General features: G+C 47.9%; 22 protein-coding genes and 1 riboswitch. Of the genes, 10 read left to right on the forward strand and 12 right to left on the reverse strand.

The genetic code is table 11. The features are described 5' to 3' along the window. Positions 1-28: 28 nt before the first annotated feature. Together ACBP46_RS02415 and ACBP46_RS02420 are read right to left on the reverse strand one after the other, a co-directional pair. Entirely contained in the window at positions 29-571 is a 543-nt protein-coding gene (locus tag ACBP46_RS02415; RefSeq protein WP_371015139.1) for a carboxymuconolactone decarboxylase family protein, read from the reverse strand. 16 nt (positions 572-587) lie between these two features. Further along, the gene (locus tag ACBP46_RS02420) at positions 588-1,940 is read right to left on the reverse strand and encodes an aspartate aminotransferase family protein (RefSeq protein WP_371015140.1); all 1,353 of its coding nucleotides are present in this window, start codon (positions 1,938-1,940) and stop codon (positions 588-590) included. Between the two features lie 177 nt (positions 1,941-2,117). Here ACBP46_RS02420 and ACBP46_RS02425 point away from each other — a divergent pair, with 177 nt between their 5' ends. After that, positions 2,118-2,996 carry a MurR/RpiR family transcriptional regulator gene (locus ACBP46_RS02425; RefSeq protein WP_371015141.1) on the forward strand — a complete coding sequence of 293 codons (879 nt, stop codon included), beginning with the start codon at positions 2,118-2,120 and terminating at the stop codon, positions 2,994-2,996. Between the two features lie 39 nt (positions 2,997-3,035). On the opposite strand, the gene ACBP46_RS02430 is transcribed toward ACBP46_RS02425, so the two are convergent. Next, positions 3,036-4,256 carry an RNA-guided endonuclease InsQ/TnpB family protein gene (locus tag ACBP46_RS02430; protein WP_371015142.1) on the reverse strand — a complete coding sequence of 407 codons (1,221 nt, stop codon included), beginning with the start codon at positions 4,254-4,256 and terminating at the stop codon, positions 3,036-3,038. Positions 4,257-4,277: 21 nt separating this feature from the next. Between ACBP46_RS02430 and tnpA the strand changes: the two genes are divergently transcribed. Beyond that, complete coding sequence (tnpA, locus tag ACBP46_RS02435; RefSeq protein ID WP_371015143.1) at positions 4,278-4,700, forward strand: IS200/IS605 family transposase; 423 nt, start codon at positions 4,278-4,280, stop codon at positions 4,698-4,700. A 108-nt stretch (positions 4,701-4,808) separates the two neighbouring features. Here tnpA and ACBP46_RS02440 read toward each other — a convergent pair whose 3' ends face one another. Then, entirely contained in the window at positions 4,809-5,243 is a 435-nt protein-coding gene (locus ACBP46_RS02440) for a GNAT family N-acetyltransferase (RefSeq protein ID WP_371015410.1), read from the reverse strand. Positions 5,244-5,365: 122 nt separating this feature from the next. On the opposite strand from ACBP46_RS02440, the gene ACBP46_RS02445 reads away from it, so the two are divergent. Next, positions 5,366-5,668, forward strand: coding sequence for a copper-binding protein (locus tag ACBP46_RS02445; RefSeq protein WP_371015144.1), 303 nt, complete (start codon positions 5,366-5,368; stop codon positions 5,666-5,668). Positions 5,669-5,764: 96 nt separating this feature from the next. Here ACBP46_RS02445 and hslU read toward each other — a convergent pair whose 3' ends face one another. The 5 genes from hslU to ACBP46_RS02470 form a co-directional block, all read right to left on the reverse strand. Then, positions 5,765-7,096, reverse strand: coding sequence for an ATP-dependent protease ATPase subunit HslU (gene hslU / locus ACBP46_RS02450; protein WP_371015145.1), 1,332 nt, complete (start codon positions 7,094-7,096; stop codon positions 5,765-5,767). Positions 7,097-7,119: 23 nt separating this feature from the next. Then, positions 7,120-7,653 (reverse strand): ATP-dependent protease subunit HslV, encoded by a 534-nt coding sequence (gene hslV / locus ACBP46_RS02455; RefSeq protein WP_371015146.1) that lies wholly within the window; start codon positions 7,651-7,653, stop codon positions 7,120-7,122. Between the two features lie 122 nt (positions 7,654-7,775). After that, positions 7,776-8,213, reverse strand: coding sequence for an RNA polymerase-binding protein DksA (gene dksA, locus ACBP46_RS02460; RefSeq protein WP_077734451.1), 438 nt, complete (start codon positions 8,211-8,213; stop codon positions 7,776-7,778). A gap of 78 nt (positions 8,214-8,291) precedes the next feature. Beyond that, the gene (locus tag ACBP46_RS02465) at positions 8,292-9,356 is read right to left on the reverse strand and encodes a CobW family GTP-binding protein (RefSeq protein WP_371015148.1); all 1,065 of its coding nucleotides are present in this window, start codon (positions 9,354-9,356) and stop codon (positions 8,292-8,294) included. A 73-nt stretch (positions 9,357-9,429) separates the two neighbouring features. Next, positions 9,430-9,903: a Fur family transcriptional regulator gene (locus tag ACBP46_RS02470; protein ID WP_371015149.1), complete on the reverse strand. Its 474-nt coding sequence runs from the start codon at positions 9,901-9,903 to the stop codon at positions 9,430-9,432. 76 nt (positions 9,904-9,979) lie between these two features. Here ACBP46_RS02470 and ACBP46_RS02475 point away from each other — a divergent pair, with 76 nt between their 5' ends. From ACBP46_RS02475 to ACBP46_RS02490, 4 genes are read left to right on the forward strand one after another with little or no spacing between them, the layout of a single operon-like run. Next, the gene (locus ACBP46_RS02475; RefSeq protein WP_371015150.1) at positions 9,980-10,108 is read left to right on the forward strand and encodes a hypothetical protein; all 129 of its coding nucleotides are present in this window, start codon (positions 9,980-9,982) and stop codon (positions 10,106-10,108) included. Continuing rightward, on the forward strand, positions 10,099-10,821 hold the full coding sequence (locus tag ACBP46_RS02480; RefSeq protein ID WP_371015151.1) for a metal ABC transporter ATP-binding protein: 723 nt from the start codon (positions 10,099-10,101) through the stop codon (positions 10,819-10,821). The genes ACBP46_RS02475 and ACBP46_RS02480 overlap by 10 nt, the downstream gene beginning before the upstream one ends. Then, complete coding sequence (locus ACBP46_RS02485) at positions 10,821-11,729, forward strand: metal ABC transporter permease (protein WP_371015411.1); 909 nt, start codon at positions 10,821-10,823, stop codon at positions 11,727-11,729. Before ACBP46_RS02480 ends, ACBP46_RS02485 begins: the two co-directional genes overlap by 1 nt. Then, entirely contained in the window at positions 11,710-12,714 is a 1,005-nt protein-coding gene (locus ACBP46_RS02490) for a metal ABC transporter solute-binding protein, Zn/Mn family (RefSeq protein ID WP_371015152.1), read from the forward strand. The genes ACBP46_RS02485 and ACBP46_RS02490 overlap by 20 nt, the downstream gene beginning before the upstream one ends. Here the strand turns inward: ACBP46_RS02490 and ACBP46_RS02495 are convergent. Genes ACBP46_RS02495 through ACBP46_RS02505 form a run of 3 tightly spaced genes read right to left on the reverse strand, consistent with a single transcriptional unit; the run spans position 12,711 to position 15,216 of the window. After that, positions 12,711-13,697, reverse strand: a complete 987-nt coding sequence (locus tag ACBP46_RS02495) for a site-specific integrase (protein WP_371015153.1) — start codon at positions 13,695-13,697, stop codon at positions 12,711-12,713. The genes ACBP46_RS02490 and ACBP46_RS02495 overlap by 4 nt on opposite strands. Further along, complete coding sequence (locus ACBP46_RS02500; protein ID WP_371015154.1) at positions 13,672-14,343, reverse strand: DUF484 family protein; 672 nt, start codon at positions 14,341-14,343, stop codon at positions 13,672-13,674. Before ACBP46_RS02500 ends, ACBP46_RS02495 begins: the two co-directional genes overlap by 26 nt. A gap of 18 nt (positions 14,344-14,361) precedes the next feature. Beyond that, positions 14,362-15,216, reverse strand: coding sequence for a lysophospholipid acyltransferase family protein (locus ACBP46_RS02505; protein ID WP_371015155.1), 855 nt, complete (start codon positions 15,214-15,216; stop codon positions 14,362-14,364). 222 nt (positions 15,217-15,438) lie between these two features. Here ACBP46_RS02505 and metK point away from each other — a divergent pair, with 222 nt between their 5' ends. From metK to ACBP46_RS02520, 3 genes are all read left to right on the forward strand, one after another. Continuing rightward, positions 15,439-16,602, forward strand: coding sequence for a methionine adenosyltransferase (gene metK / locus ACBP46_RS02510; protein WP_371015156.1), 1,164 nt, complete (start codon positions 15,439-15,441; stop codon positions 16,600-16,602). A gap of 101 nt (positions 16,603-16,703) precedes the next feature. Next, a riboswitch (S-adenosyl-L-homocysteine riboswitch) is annotated at positions 16,704-16,808 on the forward strand. Between the two features lie 70 nt (positions 16,809-16,878). Next, positions 16,879-18,279: an adenosylhomocysteinase gene (gene ahcY / locus ACBP46_RS02515; RefSeq protein ID WP_371015157.1), complete on the forward strand. Its 1,401-nt coding sequence runs from the start codon at positions 16,879-16,881 to the stop codon at positions 18,277-18,279. 48 nt (positions 18,280-18,327) lie between these two features. Then, positions 18,328-18,666, forward strand: a complete 339-nt coding sequence (locus tag ACBP46_RS02520; protein ID WP_371015158.1) for a phage holin family protein — start codon at positions 18,328-18,330, stop codon at positions 18,664-18,666. Positions 18,667-18,720: the final 54 nt, after the last annotated feature.

Here is an 18,720-nt window from a genome sequence, read left to right on the forward strand (position 1 = left end):
ACGGGCCTAAAAACCTAGCGCGGTGAATTTAAGGAATAGGTGTGTGCTTAATGTCATCACTGTGGATGTGCAAGGCTTCCAGAAAGCGCGACACCATATTGTAGGTGGCGATGGTGGCGGTTAGCTCCACAACCGTTTGGGCGTCAAATTGCGCTGCAATGGCCTGATAAACAGCCTCTGGAACCTGAATGTCACGTGTCATAGCATCGGTATACGCCAACACGGCTTGTTCTTTGTCAGAAAACAAGTCCAGGTGCTGCTCCCAGTGGGCTAGCGCATCGAGTTGGGCTTGGGTGATGCCTTCGTTTAGTGCAATAGGTGCGTGTTGGTCTGCTTCGTATGGAGCCCGATTGACTAGGGCAACACGCATAATAATGAGTTCACGTAAATCGCCTGCAACTTGGCTTTTAAGGCGAATGCCAGTAAGGTGATTTAACCAACCTTGGGCTACAGCAGGGCTATGTAAAAGCATCTGGTAAAGATGAATTACACTGCCGCGTTCGGCTTCAATTTGGGTGACTAGTTTATGAATATCAGGGTTGTTTAAGTCTGCATACGGCAAGCGAGCCATGATTAATTTCCCAGAGTTATGCGCGCAGAGCGACGGGTTCAATAACAGGTGGTAAGACCTCGTGAATAGTAGCGCTGACAAGCTCTACAATACGCGTGATATCCGCTTCATCACAAATAAAAGGCGGAGCCAACAAAATATGGTCTCCATGTACGCCATCTACGGTTCCACCCATTGGGTAGAGTAAAAGCCCTTTTTCCATAGCGGTTTGACGTAACTTAGCATGAGTTTTAGCGGTATGATCAAGCGGAGTTTTACTGTATTTGTCGGCGACCAGCTCTATACCCACCATTAAACCACGACCACGAATATTGCCTACATTGGGGTGTGTGTCTAGTTGCTTGTGTAACTCTTGGCGTAATTGATTGCCACGCGCTTGAACATTTTTTAAAAGGCCATCACGTTCAATCACTTTTTGCACAGCGAGTGCAGCGGCGCAGGCGGTCGCGTGCCCCATATAAGTATGACCGTGTTGAAAAAAGCCCGACCCATTGATTATGGTATGGTAAATTTTACTGCTAGCTAACATGGCACCTATAGGCTGATAACCGGCACCCAAGCCCTTAGCAATAGTAAGGATATCTGGGGCAACCTTATCTTCAGCGCAAGCAAACAAGTGGCCTGTACGGCCCATGCCACACATGACCTCATCAAAGATCAAGAGCACTCCGTACTTGTCACACACGTCACGAATGGCTTGAAGATAGCCTTGAACCGGAGGCAAGACGCCAGCGGTGGCTCCTACAATGGGTTCAGCAATAAAAGCCGCTACATTATCGGGGCCTAAGTCCAGAATTTTTTGCTCTAGCTCTGCGGCCAAGCGCAAGCCATAATCAAGCTCGGTTTCATTTTCTGCTTGGTCGCGGTAAGCGTAGCAAGGTGAAACATGATGGGCTTCGGTAAGTAGTGGTAAAAAAGGAGCTCTGCGCCACGCGTTACCACCAATTGCTAAGGCACCCAAGGTATTGCCATGATAGCTCTGCCGTCTGGCAATAAATAATCGACGAGAGGGTTGATTCAGTTCGACAAAGTATTGGCGCGCTAGTTTTAGAGCAGCCTCTACCGCTTCGGAGCCACCAGAAACGTAATACACGTGATTTAAGTCGCCTGGGGCACGCTCTGCTAAAAATGTCGCGAGCTCTTCTGCTGCTTCATTGGTGAAAAAAGAGGTGTGAGCATACGCCACTGCATCAATTTGCTGATGGATGGCTTGTATCACGTCGCTGTGACTATGACCTAAGCAAGAGACTGCCGCACCTCCCGAAGCATCGATATAGCGTTTGCCGTTTTGGTCAATGAGCTCTATTCCTTCACCTGCTATAGCAGTGGGCAAGGAATGATTTGGATTACGATGAAATACGTGTGTCATGGCAACCTGCTTTTATAAAGGGTCTGGATCAAGTGTTGCGTGAAATGCTAATAAGATACATTCGTTTCTTATAGAGTAGCGCTTGCAACAAATAAATCAAGGCTTAGGTCGTAGGAAACACTATGATTCATTGTATTTGTTGTCTTAATGCCGCATTTGCGGCGATAGGGTCAAAGAATGGGAAAGAAAAAACGAACACCTCACAACTTAGAGACGTTGATTCAGCTATTGCAGTCTGAATATGCGGCGATGCCGCCTCAGTTTCAAATCGGGGCGCGTTATTTAATAGATAAGCCAGGCGATGTGCCTATTGCCTCCATGCGTACTATAGCGACACAGGCCGGAGTGCAGCCCGCAACACTGGTACGGTTAGCGCAGTCTTTAGGCTATGCCGGTTGGTCAGAGCTGAAAGAAATTTTTGTGCAGTCATTACGTCAAACTCCTATGACGTACACCGAACAAGCTGAGGCCGTGATGCGCAGTCGCCATCCCTCCAGCATGTTTAATCGTGTGATCCAAGCTCAGGCACAAAATGTACAGCATTTAGCTGAATCTAACGCCACGCCATTAAAACAAGCTGTTGAAACCATTGTGAAAGCCAAGCGTGTACATGTGGCTGGCTTTAGGGCGTCTCATGCTGCTGCATTTAGTTTTTATTATTTGTACCGTTTATTTCGCCCTAGTGTGACGATGATCCGTACAGAGGCAGGTACTTTAGAAATGGAATTACGTGATTTTCAGGTGGGTGACGTGGTAGTGTTGGTTGCATTTGCACCGTACTCACAAGAAAGCGTGCGTGTTTATGAGGCGGCAATAGAAAGTGGCTGCAAGGTGATTGCGATTTGTGACAGTCATGTTGCACCCATTGCTTTAGAGGCCGAATGCACCTTGTTGTTTGGTACCTCAGTTCCCTCTTTTTTTCCGTCCAGCACCGCTGCAATGGCATTGGTAGAGGGACTCATTGAACAAATACTGGCTCGAACCGGTAAAAAAGCATTAAGCGGTTTGCACGCCGCGGAAAACCAGTTGCACCAAACTGGGGCTTATTGGAGTTGACATCCTCCCCCGCCTAAAGGCCGGGGATTCCTACAGCGCTCAAGGGAGGCGTTGAGCCGTCCCAGAGTCGCTTCGGTGGGTTCCTGCTGCTGGCGGCATTACTGCACCGCTCACTTCACAGGCGAACCGGGCGTGCCCCGCCCTTAATACATTGATCGCGCCGACCACATCGGCGTTTTCCTCGACACCACACTCAACACATCGGAACTGCGCTTGCGTAGGGCGATTTTCTTTACTGCAATGCCCACATTCAGGGCAGGTCTGACTGGTGTAGTGCGGGGGTACGACAACGAGCCAACCTCCTGCCCACGCCAGTTTGTAGTCTAGCTGACGGCGGAATTCGAACCAGCCTTGATCCAAAATGGCTTTATTCAGACCGGACTTGGCCCGAACGTTTCGCCCCGGTTGCTCGGTTGTGCCTGCTGCCGACTTGCTCATGTGGCGTACCTTTAAGTCCTCGATACACACCATCGCGTGGTTTTGGCTGATAGCGGTCGTGGCTTTATGTAGGTAGTCGCGGCGGGCGTTACCGATGCGGGAGTGAATACGCTGGACGCGGGCTTTCGCCTTCTTCCAGTTGTGGCTGAATTTGATTTTGCGGCTGACTGCTTGCTGCGCTTTACGCAGGGCGGTTTCGTGCCGCTTGAAGCTGTTGAGCGGTGCATAGTACGTGCCGTCCGATAGCGTGGCAAAACGCGCCACACCCAGATCGATGCCAACCGCTGACGTGCCCTGCGCAACCGGTTGCTCCACGTCACGTTCGGTCTGGATGCTGATGAACCATCTGCCTGCCTTATGACTCACGGTGACGTTTTTCACCGTGCCCAGTACCTCGCGACTGTTGCGGTAGCGTACCCAGCCAAGTTTCGGCAGAAAGATACGACTGTTTTCCTGATCGAGTTTGCAGCCTTGCGGGTAGCGGAAACGGTCTGACTGGCCTTTTTTCTTGAAGCGGGGGAAATCAGCGCGTTTGGCAAAGAAATTCTTGTAGGCACGCTCGAGGTCTTTAAGCGTTTGTTGCAAGCACTGGCTTGGTGCGTGTTTCAGCCACTCTGTTTCCTTATCCTTCTTCCAAGCGGGCAGGAAATTAGCCAGAACGGTATAGCTGAATTTCGTCGTGCTGTCGGCGGCATAACGCTCTTTTTGCCACGCCAACGCCCGATTGAACACGAAACGACACGCACCAGCAAAGCGGCGCATATCGCGTCGCTGAGCGCTGTTAGGCTTGAGTTCGTATCGATAGGCTTGCCATCGTTTCATACGAAGAATTATACTTGGCCTATGAAGAAAAACAACGACATTAGACGCGGTAGACACTGTGTTTTTAACATGCACGTTCACTTGGTCTTTTTGACAAAGTACCGCCGTGGTGTGTTCCCCAAAGAAATTCTTGACGACTTGCGTGACCTCTTTGCGGGCGTCTGTTCGGACTTTGAGGCAGAATTGGTAGAGTTCGACGGTGGGGACGACCATGTTCACTTGTTGGTCAACTATCCCCCCAAGGTCGCCGTGTCGGCACTGGTAAATAGTTTGAAAGGCGTATCAAGCCGGATGATTCGCAAAAAGCAGTATCCGAGCATTCACAACAAATTATGGGGTGGCGCCCTCTGGTCGCCTAGCTACTTTGCCGCAAGCTGTGGCGGTGCGCCTATCGAGATCGTCCGACAATACATTGAGCAACCCAAGCTAATACAAAGACGCTAGCGCGTCCGCGCTATTCCTCTCCACCCTGAACGGCGGGGTTTTCCGCGCGATTTGATAAAAGCAGAGGTCGAGCTATCGACCTCATGATTTCTAAGTGGTTAAATAGGGCTAAGTTGCCTGCGCTAAATGGAATAAGGCTTCATTTTCTACGCGCACAATACGCCAATCGGTTAAGACTTGAGCGCCATGGTGTTCATAAAAATCAATGGCGTTTTGGTTCCAGTCTAAAACTACCCATTCGAAACGACCGCAATCTAACTCAAGGGCTTTTTGAGCCAGTTTTTTTAAAACAAAACCACCTAGCCCTTGACCGCGATGTTCAGGCGCAATGTAAATGTCTTCTAGGTAAAGCCCACGTTTGGCTTTAAAAGTAGAGTAGTTGTGAAACCAAAAAATGTAGGCGACGAGGTGATCTGGTTGGTCTTTGGGTGTAATAACCAATGCACGAGCCGTAGGAGCCGTGGAAAAAAGACTGTGATGCACCAGCTCGTTTGTGGCCTGAAACTGGTCAAGCAGTTTTTCAAATTCGGCCATGTCTCGCATTAAATTTATAATTTGAGGCACATCGTCAGGGGTTGCTGCGCGCAATACATAGTTGCCAAATACTTCGTTCACACTAAAACCTCGTTGTAAAATGAGTTACGCTTTATTTTAAGGGGAAACCTATGTCTTTAGTATCTATTCGTTCTGTGGCTGCCGTTGGCTTAGCATTAGCTGGAACCGTAGCGGTGGTCAGTTCCGCTCAGGCTCAACAAGGCAGCGCCTCAGGCGAGGTACGTCGCATCGATGCCGAAGCAGGGAAGATCACATTAAAGCACGGGGCTATAGAGACCTTACAACTACCTGCGATGACATTGGTGTACCTAATTCAAATGGACCAATTAGCCGGTATAGAGCCTGGGGACAAAGTGAAATTTACGGCCGAGCGTCGTAATGATCAGTATGTAATCATAAAAATAAGTAAATAAGTCGCTTGAGTAAATCGTTGTTTTGCAGCGCTGTTAGTGCTTTTTAATAAAAAAGGACGCTCTAGGGCGTCCTTGGAGTTGGCTTTGTAGCTTTAACTACAGTACATAGCGTGCCAAGTCTTGGCTTGCGGCAGTTTCTTCGAGTTGCTCATTAACATAAGCAGCATCAACGGTGACAGACATTTCACCTTTGGAGCCGGCCTCGTAAGACAAGTCCTCAAGTAGCTTTTCCATGACGGTGTATAAACGTCGTGCGCCGATATTTTCAGTGCGTTCATTCACCTCGAAAGCCAATTCAGCCAAGCGACGGATGCCGTCGTCTTTGAACTCAAGATTGACGGACTCGGTTGCCATGAGCGCTGCATATTGCTTAGTTAATGAGGAGTCAGTGTCATTAAGGATTTGAACAAAGTCATCTGCTGTAAGCGAATCCAGTTCAACACGTATAGGAAAACGACCTTGAAGCTCGGGGATCAAATCAGAGGGGCGTGATAAATGGAACGCACCCGACGCAATAAATAAAATATGGTCAGTACGCACTACACCGTATTTGGTGTTTACTGTGGTGCCCTCTACCAAGGGAAGCAAGTCACGCTGCACCCCTTGACGTGACACCTCGCCGCTGGTGTTTCCTTCGCGAGCCGTGATTTTGTCAATTTCGTCTAAAAATACAATACCGTTTTGTTCGGCGTTGCGTACAGCTGCAGTACGTAATTCCTCTTCATTAACACGTTTTGCGGCTTCTTCCTCGACCAATAGCTTGTAGGCTTCTTTGACTTTCATCTTTTTGCTTTTGGTTTTGTCTTGGCCTAGGCCCGCAAACATGCTGCGCAATTGCTCGGTCATTTCCTCCATACCGGGAGGGGCCATAATTTCCATCTGAGGCATGGCTTGAGCAACTTCAATGTCAATCTCGGTATCGTCCAGCTTGCCTTCACGTAAGCGTTTACGGAACGTTTGGCGAGTGGTGCTTTCTTCGCGCTCGGGTTCGCCTATAGCATTACGTGCAGGAGGTAAAAGGGCATCGAGAACACGGTCTTCGGCGGCGTCTTCGGCTTGGGTGCGGACACGACGCATTTCTATTTCACGGGTCTGTTTGACAGAAGCATCAACCAAGTCACGAATAATGGTTTCTACATCACGCCCTACATAACCCACTTCGGTGAATTTGGTGGCTTCGACTTTAATAAAAGGGGCATTGGCTAGTTTAGCAAGCCGACGTGCAATTTCAGTTTTACCTACACCAGTAGGCCCAATCATTAAAATGTTTTTAGGTACAATTTCGTTGCGCAGGGGCTCTGCGACTTGTTGACGACGCCAGCGATTGCGTAATGCAACGGCTACAGAGCGTTTGGCTTTGTTTTGGCCGACAATGTTTTTGTCCAATTCGGAAACGATTTCAGCGGGGGTCATAGTAGTTGCTGACATATAGACAACCTAACACTAAGTAATTATAAAGTTTCGATAACGTGATTTTGGTTAGTGTAAATACACAAATCACCGGCGATTTCTAAAGATTTTTTGACGATTTCAGCAGGGCTTAAATCAGTGTTATGTAATAACGCTAAACCCGCTGATTGTGCATAGGAACCACCTGAGCCGATGGCCGCTAAGCCATGCTCGGGCTCTAGCACGTCGCCATTGCCTGTCAGAATTAAGGTGTGCTCTTTGTCTGCAACAATAAGCATGGCTTCGAGACGGCGTAAAACACGGTCGGTACGCCAATCACGAGTGAGCTCAACAGCAGCACGTAATAAATGGCCATGGTGTTTTTCTAGTTTGGCTTCAAAACGCTCTTGTAGAGTAAATGCATCGGCAGTAGCACCTGCAAAGCCGGCCAGAACCTGATCGCGATACAAACGACGAATTTTACGGGCTGTGCCTTTGACGACCACGTTGCCTAAGGTAACTTGGCCGTCGCCGCCAATGGCGACTTCGTTGCCGCGGCGGACGGCAATAATAGTAGTGGCGTGATATTGTTCCATTGTGATCCTTTGCGTTATGTTTTCTATACGTGGGGGCAAGCGATTTGAATTCAAGAGCCCAAATACAGAAAGCCACTCTCTGAGTGGCTTTCAAATGGCAAAGCGAGCTTTATGAGTAAGACTTAGTCGCCATAGAGCTTTTGACGTTTTTCACGACGCTCTTGGGCTTCTAAAGATAGATTAGCCGTAGGGCGTGCAAGTAAACGCTGTAAGCCAATGGGCTCGCCTGTTTCTTCGCACCAACCGTATTCGCCTGTTTCAATAAGCGTTAAGGATTGCTGTACCTTTTTCAGTAATTTACGCTCACGGTCACGTGTACGTAGTTCTAAGGCATGCTCTTCCTCGATGGTAGCGCGGTCAGCAGGGTCAGGAACGAATTGGGTTTCACGCAAATTTTCGGTAGTAGCACCGGCGTTTGCGAGAATTTCTTGCTCTAGCTCGCGTAAGCGATTTTCAAAAAATGCCAATTGCTGACTATTCATGTAGTCGGATTCCGGCATTGCTAAGAGTTCGTCCACTGTTAACAGTTGATCTGGGTTTGTACTGACATTGCTTGCCATGATAGTTCCCTTTTTATCATCGTGGAGCTAAAGCTCCTGCCTATGTTAAGCCTTGGAAGTTTAGGCTAAAAACAAAGATTAAACTAGACATTGCTCTAAACCTTGCATAAAGACGTCTTTTGGCAGGCTGTGACCAATAAAGACGAGCTTGGTTTCAGGTTTCTCTTTGCCTAGCCACGGTTTGCCGGGCTCGGCTCCCATCATCATATGTACCCCCTGAAAAAGCATACGACGGTTTGCTCCTTTCAGGTAGATAATCCCTTTGTAACGCAATAAATCGGGGCCGTATATTTGTACCACACCGCTTAGGAAGTCTTCGAGACGGTCTGGGTCGAAAGGGCGACGCGACTTAAATACAAAAGCACTAACACTATCTTGGTGTGGCGCATGGTTATGATGTGCATGGTCGTGATCACAATGCTCATCGCACGTATGGTCATGATCGTGATCATGGGCGTGGTGCGCATCGTCTGCAGCCAAGAAATCGGGATCAATATCTAAAACGGCATTTAGATTAAAGCCGCTAATGTCCAAAATTTCTTTTAGATCCGTTTCACCAAAATGTACAGCAGAGATAGTAGCACGAGGATTAATGCGAATGATGCGTTTGCGTAAGCGTTCGTAGTCCTCATCGCTGACTAAGTCTTTTTTAGAGATTAAGATCCTGTCTGCAAAACCAATTTGTTTTTGTGACTCGTTTTGTTTATCGAGTGTCTCCATGCCGTGCTTGGCATCGACCACCGTGACTACTGCGTCAAGACGGTAGTATTCAGCAATGTGATCATCCATAAAAAAGGTTTGGCACACTGGGCCAGGGTTGGCCATACCTGTGGTTTCAATAATGACGCGCTCAAAAGAGAGTTCACCCTTTTCACGTTTGACACGCAGGTCATTGAGTGTGCGCATTAAGTCGCCACGTACCGTACAACAGATGCAGCCATTGCTGAGCTCGATAATTTCCTCGTCTTGTTCTTGGACAAGCAGTTCGTTATCGATGTTTTCAGGCCCAAACTCATTTTCAATCACCGCAATACGACGCCCATGGTATTCGGACAAAATGCGCTTTAATAGGGTGGTTTTTCCTGCTCCTAAAAAGCCGGTTAAAACAGTGACAGGCACCATTTTTTCTAGAGCAATGGTCATAAGTGAAGCCTTTATGAGAAATTTAAGCGATTACAGCACAGCAAAGACTGAAGCGCAAATAACAAAAATATGTTTAGGCAGATGGGGACGGTTTAGAGCAGTTCAAGCAAAGCGCGCGTAATTCAGTTTCAGGGCTAGACAAAGCAAAACCTGCTTGCACAATGCAGTCTGTAATTTGCTGGCTTAGACGGGGGGCACGCAGTTCGGCGACCGCACCGCACTGGGTACAAACCACTAGTAAATCATGTGGTTCGCCCGCCACATCCACACACGCTGTCCAGGCATTAATTGCATCTAAACGATGAATCAGGCCTTCTTCAGTCAAGAACTCTAAAGCGCGATACACCGTAGGCGGGGCAGCATTGGGTTGCTTTTGCTTTACAAGGTCGAGCAACTCATAAGCTTTAAGGCCACGTTGAGCTGTGATGAGTAGCTCGAGAACTTGTTTGCGAATAGGAGTGAAGCGTTTTTGCCGCTGTTTGCATAGTTTCTCTGCGGTGGCTAATTGCTGCTCAATAGCTTGGGGGGTAAGGACATGAATAGGCATAAAGTCTGGATTAAAACAACACAGTTATGTTATAACATATCAAAAAATAGATATCTAATTATTAACTGGGAAGGTCATGCGTAAAACAGCTCGTTCATACAGTGGCTCTGCTTTGCTGTATTCGGCAGGGCAACGGGTGTTAGGAGCCGTCACTGTCATTGTACTCATGTGGTTATTAAGTGCTTGGGCGTTAGGGTGGGTATGAGCACGGCGCTGATTGAACTAGAACACTTGAGCCTAGGCTGGCGCGATAAAATCGCAATACGAGATATTAGTGGTCAGTTTTTGCAGGGAGGCCTGTACGCTTTGGTGGGGCCAAATGGTGCTGGTAAATCGACCTTGCTAAAAGGGTTGATGGGGGAAATTGCACCGTTGCAGGGGCAGATTCATTTGCATATTAATCATGCCACTGAGCTCGCTTTTTTGCCACAACAAGCTGATATAGATCGTAGCTTTCCCATTACTGTGTATGACTTGGTCGCCATGGGCGCTTGGTCGCGTATTGGTTACTGGGGGCGAGTCAGCCAGGCCGAGCGCCTACGCATTAGCCAGGCCTTAGAGCAGGTGGGTTTAACCGCTTTTGCCAAGCGCAGTATTAACACCTTGTCAGGGGGCCAATTTCAACGGGCTCTTTTTGCGCGGCTACTGCTGCAAGATGCCAGTGTCATTTTATTGGATGAGCCTTTTGCTGCAGTGGATACCGAAACCACTCAAGACTTATTGGCTTTAATTTTGCAGTGGCATCAACAAGGTAGAACGGTAATTGCTGTTTTACATGAGCTAGAGATGGTGCGCCAGTATTTTCCAACTAGCGTTTTACTCGGTGGTCAATTAGTGGCTTGGGGGCCAAGCACGACGGTATTAACACCTGAAAATCTGCACATGGCACGTCATTTATGTGCCGGAGACTATTTGTGATGCTCATCGAGTGGTTTATACAACCGTTTTTGGATTTTGGTTTTATGCGTCGAGCCTTAGCTGGCTCGTTTGCCTTAGCCATGGCGGCCGGGCCATTAGGCGTTTTCTTGATTTTACGGCGCATGAGCTTAATGGGTGATGCCATGGCACATGCTATTTTGCCTGGGGTAGCGGTGGGGTTTTTAACCGCGGGTCTATCGTTAGGGGCAATGGCGCTGGGCGGTATGATCACTGGTTTAGTCGTTGCGCTTTTAGCAGGGGCCGTTTCTCGTATTACACCATTGCGTGAGGATGCGAGCTTTGCTGCATTTTATTTAGTGTCGTTGGGGCTAGGTGTACTACTCGTGTCTTTACGCGGTTCCAACATGGACCTATTACACGTGTTATTTGGCACGGTGTTGGGGCTAGATGATGCGTCTTTACTTTTGGTCACCAGTACATCCAGTTTGGCATTATTGGTCTTAGCCGCTATTTACCGTCCTTTGGTTATGGAGTGCTTAGATCCTTTGTTTTTACGCGCCCAAGGCAAACGCTCGGGGTGGGTACACGCCGTGTTCTTGGTTTTGCTTGTGATGACTTTAGTCGCCGGTTTTCAGGTATTAGGAACACTAATGGTAGTGGGCATTATGATGTTGCCTGCCGCCTCTGCTCGCTTTTGGGTGCACTCAGCAAGCAATCAAATGATTTGTGCGGGACTGCTAGGCGCACTCACTTCCTACCTAGGTTTATTGCTGTCATTTCATGTAGATGTGCCTGCGTCGCCCGCTATTATCTTAATGGCAGGCCTTGTGTATTTTATTTCTATATTTTTTGGTCGTCACGGTGGCATTTTGCAAGCCATAAAGCAATCTGTCTATCATCGCCAACGTATTGCTCAAGGGAGAAAAAATGAAACACCTTCTAATTAAAACGACCGCGGTTAGCGTTTTAAGTTGGGTTATCGGAAGCTCATTGGCGATGGCCGCTCCACTCAAAGTGGTAAGCAGTTTTTCTATCTTGGCAGATATGGTGCAACAGGTAGGGGGTGACAAGATTGAATCACGCACCATTGTTGGGCCTGAGGGAGATGCTCATAGTTTTGAACCACGCCCTAGCGACTCTAAAACCTTACAAGACGCGGATTTGCTTTTTATTAATGGGGCGCACTTCGAGGAATGGCTACCACGGTTAATTGAATCCGCAGGCTACCAAGGCAAAGTGGTTGAAACGATTGAAGGCGTGCCTTTACGTGCTTATGCAGAGGAAACAGAGGGGCAGAACTATAGTTTAGAAACCAGTCATAGTCACGACCACGGCCATGACCATGATCACGACCATGATCACGACCACCACGACCATGATCACAGCCACGTTCATGACCATGGGGATTACGATCCGCATGCGTGGCAAAGTCTAGAGCATGCTCAAGTCTATATTAGTAATATTCGTAACGCGCTGATTGAGGCTGATCCTGTTCACGAAGCTTATTACCAGCAGCAGGCCGATGGCTATCAAAAAAAATTGAAAGCATTGCAATCAGAAATGCGGGCGGCGTTTGAGCAATTGCCCAAAGCGAGTCGCACAGTGGTTACATCTCATGATGCTTTTGCGTATTTAGGTCAAGACTACAATATTGAGTTTTTATCATTATTGGGTGCGTCGAACCAAGCTGAACCGTCGGCAAAAGAACTGGCTGGCTTGATAGATTTTATGCGTGATAACCAAGTTAAAGCCGTATTTGTGGAAAACATCTCCAATCCTAAATTGCTCCAGCAAATTGCAACTGAAACGGGCGCTAAGCTTGGTGACGCGTTGTATTCTGATGCACTTGCCAAAGCCCCACACCCGGCAGATAGTTATTTGGGTTTAATGAAGTGGAATGCAGAGGCATTGTTAAAAGCACTAGGGGGCTAATCGTCTTTTTTTGGGTTGTGGCGCGGGTGGGCTTTGAAGAATTCGGCTAACTGCTCGGGGTTTAGTTGCTTTAGGCTAGTAGTGGATTCAGACATAGCATGCCCCATTAGCTGTTGCACACCGGTTATGTCGTTAGAGGACTCCAATAAGTGATTAGCAAAGCTGTTTCGTAATCGGTGTGGAAAAACACGCTGGTTTAAGCCAGCCTGTTGTGCCCTAAGTTGCAATTGTTTTTGAATGACGCGCGGGCTGATGCGTTGCCCTCTTACACCTAAAAATAATGCGTAATAGTTAGCTAAGTCTAGTTCGGGTTGTTGGGCGATGGCTTTGGGTAATAGTTCATGACGGCGTTGCACCCAATGCGTTAAGGCCGTTAGCGCAGGCGTACCTATGGGTACATGACGTTGGCGCTCGGAGGCTGTGGCTATGACAACCTCTTGTTCTTTCCAGTCAACCCACGCTTTAGAGGTATAAGCCTGAGATTGGTGTGCTTCGATGTCTAGCAAAATTAACTCGCTAAGACGTAAGCCACTGGAATACAACAATTCAAATAAGGCTTGGTCTCGGAGCTCGACGGCAGTGCTGTTCTCTGGGGGGGATGCGGCATCTAGCAGTTGTTGTGTTTGCGTTAAGGATAGAATTTTTGGATCGGGGTAGTGGCCTTTGGGCGCGTGGACGCCTAGACAAGGGTTATAGCCAGTCTGGTATTGCTCGCTAAACCAGTTAAAAAAGTTACGCCATGCTGAAAGCAGTCGTGCCAGACTACGAGGTTGCAAGCCTCGGGCGTGCAGTTCACTTAATGCAAACTCTAGGTGATTGCGAGCGTAATGTTGCGGGCTAGGCAGGTCATAGCAGGCAATGAGGTGTTTTACGTCACGCTCATACGCAGCTAAAGTATCTGTTGCAGCGCCAGCAGATTTTAGGCTTTGGAGCCACTGCAGCATGGCCTGTTGAGTGTTAGGACTGGACGAGGTGCGAGTCATAAAACCGAGCCAAAGACGCCACAATAACTTGGGCCATAATTTCTAAAAAGTCGGTACCCATATGGGCTGTGAACCGGTTAGCGATGTCCGACCCTAACGCCAGCGCGCCAATCGTCTGCGATGAGTTGGGAGCGTGCAGTGGGATGACGGCCATAGATGACCATGCCCCTTCAAACCATTTTGCGGCAGGGTGTTGAGTGTTGCCAGCATAGGGTTTGGTTTGGAGCTGTATGAGCTCTTGGGTGCTTGAGTCTGTATCTGAGGTTATATAGGGGGAATGTTCCCACCACAAACGCAGCTGCACTTCTTGTAAGCCATAATGAAGTTGTAAACGATCACATGCAAAACGAGCCAAGTGCTCGGCAGTACCCGCATAGGCCAATAGGTCGGCCGCCCATAGCCACAAAGCCTGTTGGATAAGTTCATTTTCTCGGGCAATGGTTAAAAACTGCTGGCGTTCGTGTTTAAGCTGCTGGTTGTGTTGTTGCAGATACAGCGTTTGTCGTTCTGGTAAAGACAAAACTTTGGCGGTACGCGGGTGAGGTAATTTAAGCGAGAGTAAAAGATACTCGTGCTCTAAAAAAAATGTGGGATTATGCTGTAAAAAAGCAGCCACATCATCGGCTTGGATCGCAGTTTGGCTCATAAGTCATCCCAAAATAAATTATGAGGTAAAAGAGGGCGGTATAGCAGGGGCCTCAGGAGGAATTTTATATCGGTTGTAACTCCAAAGATACTGGCTAGGAAAACGTTGAATCAAGTTTTCCATTGCTTCGTTAATGGCATAGACCATGTTCTCTACGGTAGGGTCTTGGGGAAGCGTTAAACGTAAATAATGAATACGCCAACCTTGACCTTTAGGCAGACGTTCGCCCGCGGTGAGCACCACAGGTACGTCGGCCTGCAAGGCCAGCTTTGCCGCTAAAGTCATGGTGTAAGCGGGTTTATCAAAAAATGGGGCCCAGACGCCATCGCCAGCACTAGGAACTTGATCAGGAAGCATACCTACTGCTTCGTTACGTTTTAATGCTTTTAAAAATTCACGTATACCACGCACAGAAGCAGGCACAGCGTTTAAACCTGGCATATTGCGCGAGACACGCATGGCTGGCTCAATGAACTGTTGGCGTGGAGGCCTAAACATGACGGTAATTGGACCATGTTTGATAAGGGCTCTGGCCGTAATTTCAAAACAGCCCAAGTGGGGTGTTAAATATAAGATACCACGTTGCTCGGCTAAGGCTGCTGCGACAATGTCCTCGTTTTGAGTTGAGCAACGAGCCAAACAGGCGGCAGGTTCTAACCATACTTTGGGTGTTTCCATAATCATGGCACCCGTCTCTGCTGCGGCACGCCGTGCAAAATCGGCTTGGGGGTAACCAGCTTGAGTAGCGTTTTTACGGATACGCTGACGATAACGACCGGGTAGTAAATAAACCACGACCCCTAGGGTGCGGCCTATAGCGTGAAGCCACCGTAGCGGCAACTTTGCCAACAATTTCAAGAAAAACAAAAACATAATTCGAGGGTAATGCGTTGAATAAATAACAATATAGTATGAATCTTAGTTAAATTTGCTTAAAATGGTGGCATCGCTGAGTTAACCCGACAACTTGCGGAGCGATATCCTCGAAAGAGAGCAGTACATTCCCGCTAAAGCGTCGCGCCCTGATATGTCTTTTAGGCTTTCTCCCGTGGTGCAACGCCATTGTTTTAATTGAAACCTACAGGATAAATCACTGTGGCACATAACGATTTTCTATTTACTTCAGAATCTGTCTCCGAAGGTCACCCCGACAAAGTCGCTGACCAAATTTCCGATGCGGTGCTAGACGCCATTTTCGAGCAAGACCCTAACGCTCGTGTGGCTGCCGAGACCCTGTGTAATACCGGCTTAGTGGTAATGGCTGGTGAAATTACAACCACTGCAAATGTGAACTATATCGATGTCGCGCGCGAGACCTTAAAGCGTATTGGCTATGATAACGCCGATTACGGTATTGATTACAAAAGCTGCGCGGTTTTGGTTGCTTACGATAAACAATCACCCGATATCGCTCAGGGTGTAGATCGTAGCCCCGAAGAAATCATGAACCAAGGGGCAGGTGACCAAGGTCTAATGTTTGGCTTTGCGTGTGACGAAACCCCTGATCTCATGCCTGCGCCTATTTGGTATTCGCACCGCTTGATGCAACGCCAAAGCGAGTTGCGTAAAGACGGGCGTCTACCTTGGTTGCGTCCTGATGCCAAAGCACAGGTTACCTTCCGTTACATTGATGGGCGTCCCGTAGAGGTCGACACAGTGGTTGTATCCACTCAGCACGATCCAGATATTTCTCAGGACACACTGCGTGAAGTCGTAATTGAAGACATTATCCGTCCTACTTTTGCCGAGGGCTTACTTACCGACAATACACGCTTTTTAGTCAACCCTACCGGCAAATTCGTAATTGGTGGTCCAAATGGCGATTGCGGTTTAACAGGTCGCAAAATTATTGTGGATACCTATGGTGGTGCTTGCTCTCATGGTGGCGGTGCTTTCTCTGGTAAAGATCCCTCTAAGGTTGACCGCTCTGCTGCGTATGCGGCGCGTTATGTAGCAAAAAACATTGTGGCTGCCGGTTTAGCGCGTCAGTGCGAGGTACAAGTAAGCTACGCTATTGGTGTGGCTGAACCCATTAATATCACCGTGTACACCAACGGTACCGGTATTATTCCAGATGACCAGATTGCTTTATTGGTACGAGAGCACTTTGACTTGCGTCCACGCGGTATTGTACAAATGCTGGATTTATTACGTCCTATTTATACAAAAACAGCTGCGTATGGTCATTTTGGACGTAGCGAGCCCGAGTTCACTTGGGAAGCTACCGACAGAGCCGCAGCTCTGAAAGCAGCTATCTAAGGCAAAAGCCATAGACCCTAAAACCATGCCAGTGGTATGATAGGCATGGTTTCTCAACTGCTTGAGACAGGCGCGCAAGCGCCACAAATTCTGATGTAAACCAATCTGAGGAGCGTTGCGACTTTGTTGATGTTCATCATCCAAAGCCAGGCTCAGATTTGGAACGTTGCTCATATATGTATTTAGAACAACGACGCTCACCTACCTTTTGATTGACAGGGTCGGTGGGCTTTTTTTTTTGCTCCGACCCTTTTCTACGGATTTTCCGGAGCTTCTATGTCTACTTTTACCGATTATAAAATTGCAGATCTCAGCCTAGCTGATTGGGGTCGTCGTGAGATTGCCATTGCAGAAACAGAAATGCCTGGTTTGATGGCTACTCGCGAAGAATACGCAACAGCTCAGCCACTGAAAGGCGCGCGCATAGCGGGTAGTCTACACATGACTATTCAAACTGCTGTGCTGATCGAGACGTTGGTAGCTTTGGGTGCCGAGGTGCGTTGGGCTTCATGTAATATTTTCTCTACACAAGACCATGCTGCCGCTGCGATTGCAGCTAACCAAATCCCTGTGTTTGCGATTAAAGGTGAAAGCCTCGAAGACTACTGGGAATATTGTCATCAAATCTTTAACTGGCCTGGCGAACAAGCCAATATGATTTTGGATGACGGCGGTGACGCAACGGTATTGTTGCATTTGGGCGCTAAAGCTGAAAAAGACTTATCTGTGTTGGACGCACCATCTAGCGAAGAGGAAACCGTACTTTTTGCAAGTATTCGCGCCAAGCTCCAAGAAGACGCGACTTGGTACTCAACCCGTTTGGCTCAGATCCAAGGTGTTACCGAGGAAACAACAACTGGGGTACAGCGTCTTTACCAAATGGCAAAAAAAGGCGAGCTCGCTTTTCCTGCCATTAACGTGAATGATTCCGTTACTAAATCTAAATTTGATAATCTCTACGGGTGTCGCGAGTCTTTAGTAGATGGTATTAAGCGAGCCACAGATGTAATGGTCGCTGGCAAAATCGCTGTGGTATGTGGTTTTGGTGACGTGGGTAAAGGGTGCGCCCAAGCCCTACAAGCGCTACGCGCTCAGGTTTGGGTAACAGAAATTGATCCTATTTGTGCTTTACAAGCTTCCATGGAAGGTTACCGTGTGGTCACCATGGAAGAGGCCGCTGACAAAGCCGATATTTTTGTGACTGCAACCGGTAACTACCACGTTATTACACGCGACCACATGGAGCGCATGAAAGATCAAGCAATCGTGTGTAATATAGGTCACTTTGACAATGAAATAGATGTGGCTGCTTTGTCAGATCTAGAGTGGGAAGAAATTAAACCACAGGTAGATCATGTTATTTTCCCTGATGGCAAACGCATTATTTTATTAGCTCAAGGTCGTTTGGTGAACTTAGGTTGTGCTACTGGACACCCTTCTTTTGTGATGTCTGCATCATTTACTAACCAAACCATTGCACAAATTGAACTTTTTACACATGGCGATCGCTATGAAAGTGGTAAAGTTTATGTGTTGCCTAAGCACTTAGATGAGAAAGTGGCTCGTTTGCACTTGGCAAAGCTCGGTGTCAACCTGACAACCCTCTCGGAAGAGCAAGCCAAATACATTAACGTACCGCTTGAAGGCCCGTTCAAGGTCGATCATTACCGTTACTAAAAATAAGTCAGGCACCATTGGGGTGCCTGTTTCATAAGGAGCGTTATCATGACATTACTACTAGTATGGATTTTAAACGCTGTGGCGTTGCTAATCGTGGCGTATATTTTGCCAGGTATTCAGGTCGCAAGTTTTGGTTCAGCTCTTGGGGCTGCGGTGGTATTGGGTTTGCTGAATATGTTGGTTAAGCCCGTGCTACAAATCCTCACACTGCCTTTAACCGTGGTCACCCTTGGTTTGTTTTTGTTAGTGATTAACGCTCTGGTGTTTTGGTTGGCAGGTTCTATTTTAAAAGGCTTCCAAGTGACTGGATTTTGGTGGGCTTTTATCGGGGCTATTGTGTACAGTATTGTTACTAGCTTGCTTTCGAACCTTATCCCAAACTAAATACGTGGTTTACCGCACTAGACCATAAGACGGTAACGGTGCGGTATTAACGGT

The sequence above is a fragment of the Paenalcaligenes hominis genome (genome assembly GCF_041359055.1).
In the GTDB taxonomy this organism is placed as follows: domain Bacteria; phylum Pseudomonadota; class Gammaproteobacteria; order Burkholderiales; family Burkholderiaceae_B; genus Paenalcaligenes; species Paenalcaligenes hominis_A.

Coding starts and splice junctions, on each gene's coding strand:
- ACBP46_RS02500 (WP_371015154.1), bottom strand. CDS start 14,343: ATGAGCCAAACTGCGATCCAAGCCGATGATGTGGCTGCTTTTTTACAG.
- ACBP46_RS02490 (WP_371015152.1), top strand. CDS start 11,710: ATGAAACACCTTCTAATTAAAACGACCGCGGTTAGCGTTTTAAGTTGG.
- tnpA (WP_371015143.1), top strand. CDS start 4,278: ATGAAGAAAAACAACGACATTAGACGCGGTAGACACTGTGTTTTTAAC.
- ACBP46_RS02430 (WP_371015142.1), bottom strand. CDS start 4,256: ATGAAACGATGGCAAGCCTATCGATACGAACTCAAGCCTAACAGCGCT.
- ahcY (WP_371015157.1), top strand. CDS start 16,879: ATGTCTACTTTTACCGATTATAAAATTGCAGATCTCAGCCTAGCTGAT.
- ACBP46_RS02495 (WP_371015153.1), bottom strand. CDS start 13,697: ATGACTCGCACCTCGTCCAGTCCTAACACTCAACAGGCCATGCTGCAG.
- dksA (WP_077734451.1), bottom strand. CDS start 8,213: ATGGCAAGCAATGTCAGTACAAACCCAGATCAACTGTTAACAGTGGAC.
- ACBP46_RS02415 (WP_371015139.1), bottom strand. CDS start 571: ATGGCTCGCTTGCCGTATGCAGACTTAAACAACCCTGATATTCATAAA.
- ACBP46_RS02505 (WP_371015155.1), bottom strand. CDS start 15,216: ATGTTTTTGTTTTTCTTGAAATTGTTGGCAAAGTTGCCGCTACGGTGG.
- ACBP46_RS02440 (WP_371015410.1), bottom strand. CDS start 5,243: ATGCGAGACATGGCCGAATTTGAAAAACTGCTTGACCAGTTTCAGGCC.
- ACBP46_RS02420 (WP_371015140.1), bottom strand. CDS start 1,940: ATGACACACGTATTTCATCGTAATCCAAATCATTCCTTGCCCACTGCT.
- ACBP46_RS02470 (WP_371015149.1), bottom strand. CDS start 9,903: ATGCCTATTCATGTCCTTACCCCCCAAGCTATTGAGCAGCAATTAGCC.
- ACBP46_RS02520 (WP_371015158.1), top strand. CDS start 18,328: ATGACATTACTACTAGTATGGATTTTAAACGCTGTGGCGTTGCTAATC.
- hslV (WP_371015146.1), bottom strand. CDS start 7,653: ATGGAACAATATCACGCCACTACTATTATTGCCGTCCGCCGCGGCAAC.
- hslU (WP_371015145.1), bottom strand. CDS start 7,096: ATGTCAGCAACTACTATGACCCCCGCTGAAATCGTTTCCGAATTGGAC.
- ACBP46_RS02465 (WP_371015148.1), bottom strand. CDS start 9,356: ATGACCATTGCTCTAGAAAAAATGGTGCCTGTCACTGTTTTAACCGGC.
- ACBP46_RS02445 (WP_371015144.1), top strand. CDS start 5,366: ATGTCTTTAGTATCTATTCGTTCTGTGGCTGCCGTTGGCTTAGCATTA.
- ACBP46_RS02485 (WP_371015411.1), top strand. CDS start 10,821: ATGCTCATCGAGTGGTTTATACAACCGTTTTTGGATTTTGGTTTTATG.
- ACBP46_RS02475 (WP_371015150.1), top strand. CDS start 9,980: ATGCGTAAAACAGCTCGTTCATACAGTGGCTCTGCTTTGCTGTATTCG.
- ACBP46_RS02425 (WP_371015141.1), top strand. CDS start 2,118: ATGGGAAAGAAAAAACGAACACCTCACAACTTAGAGACGTTGATTCAG.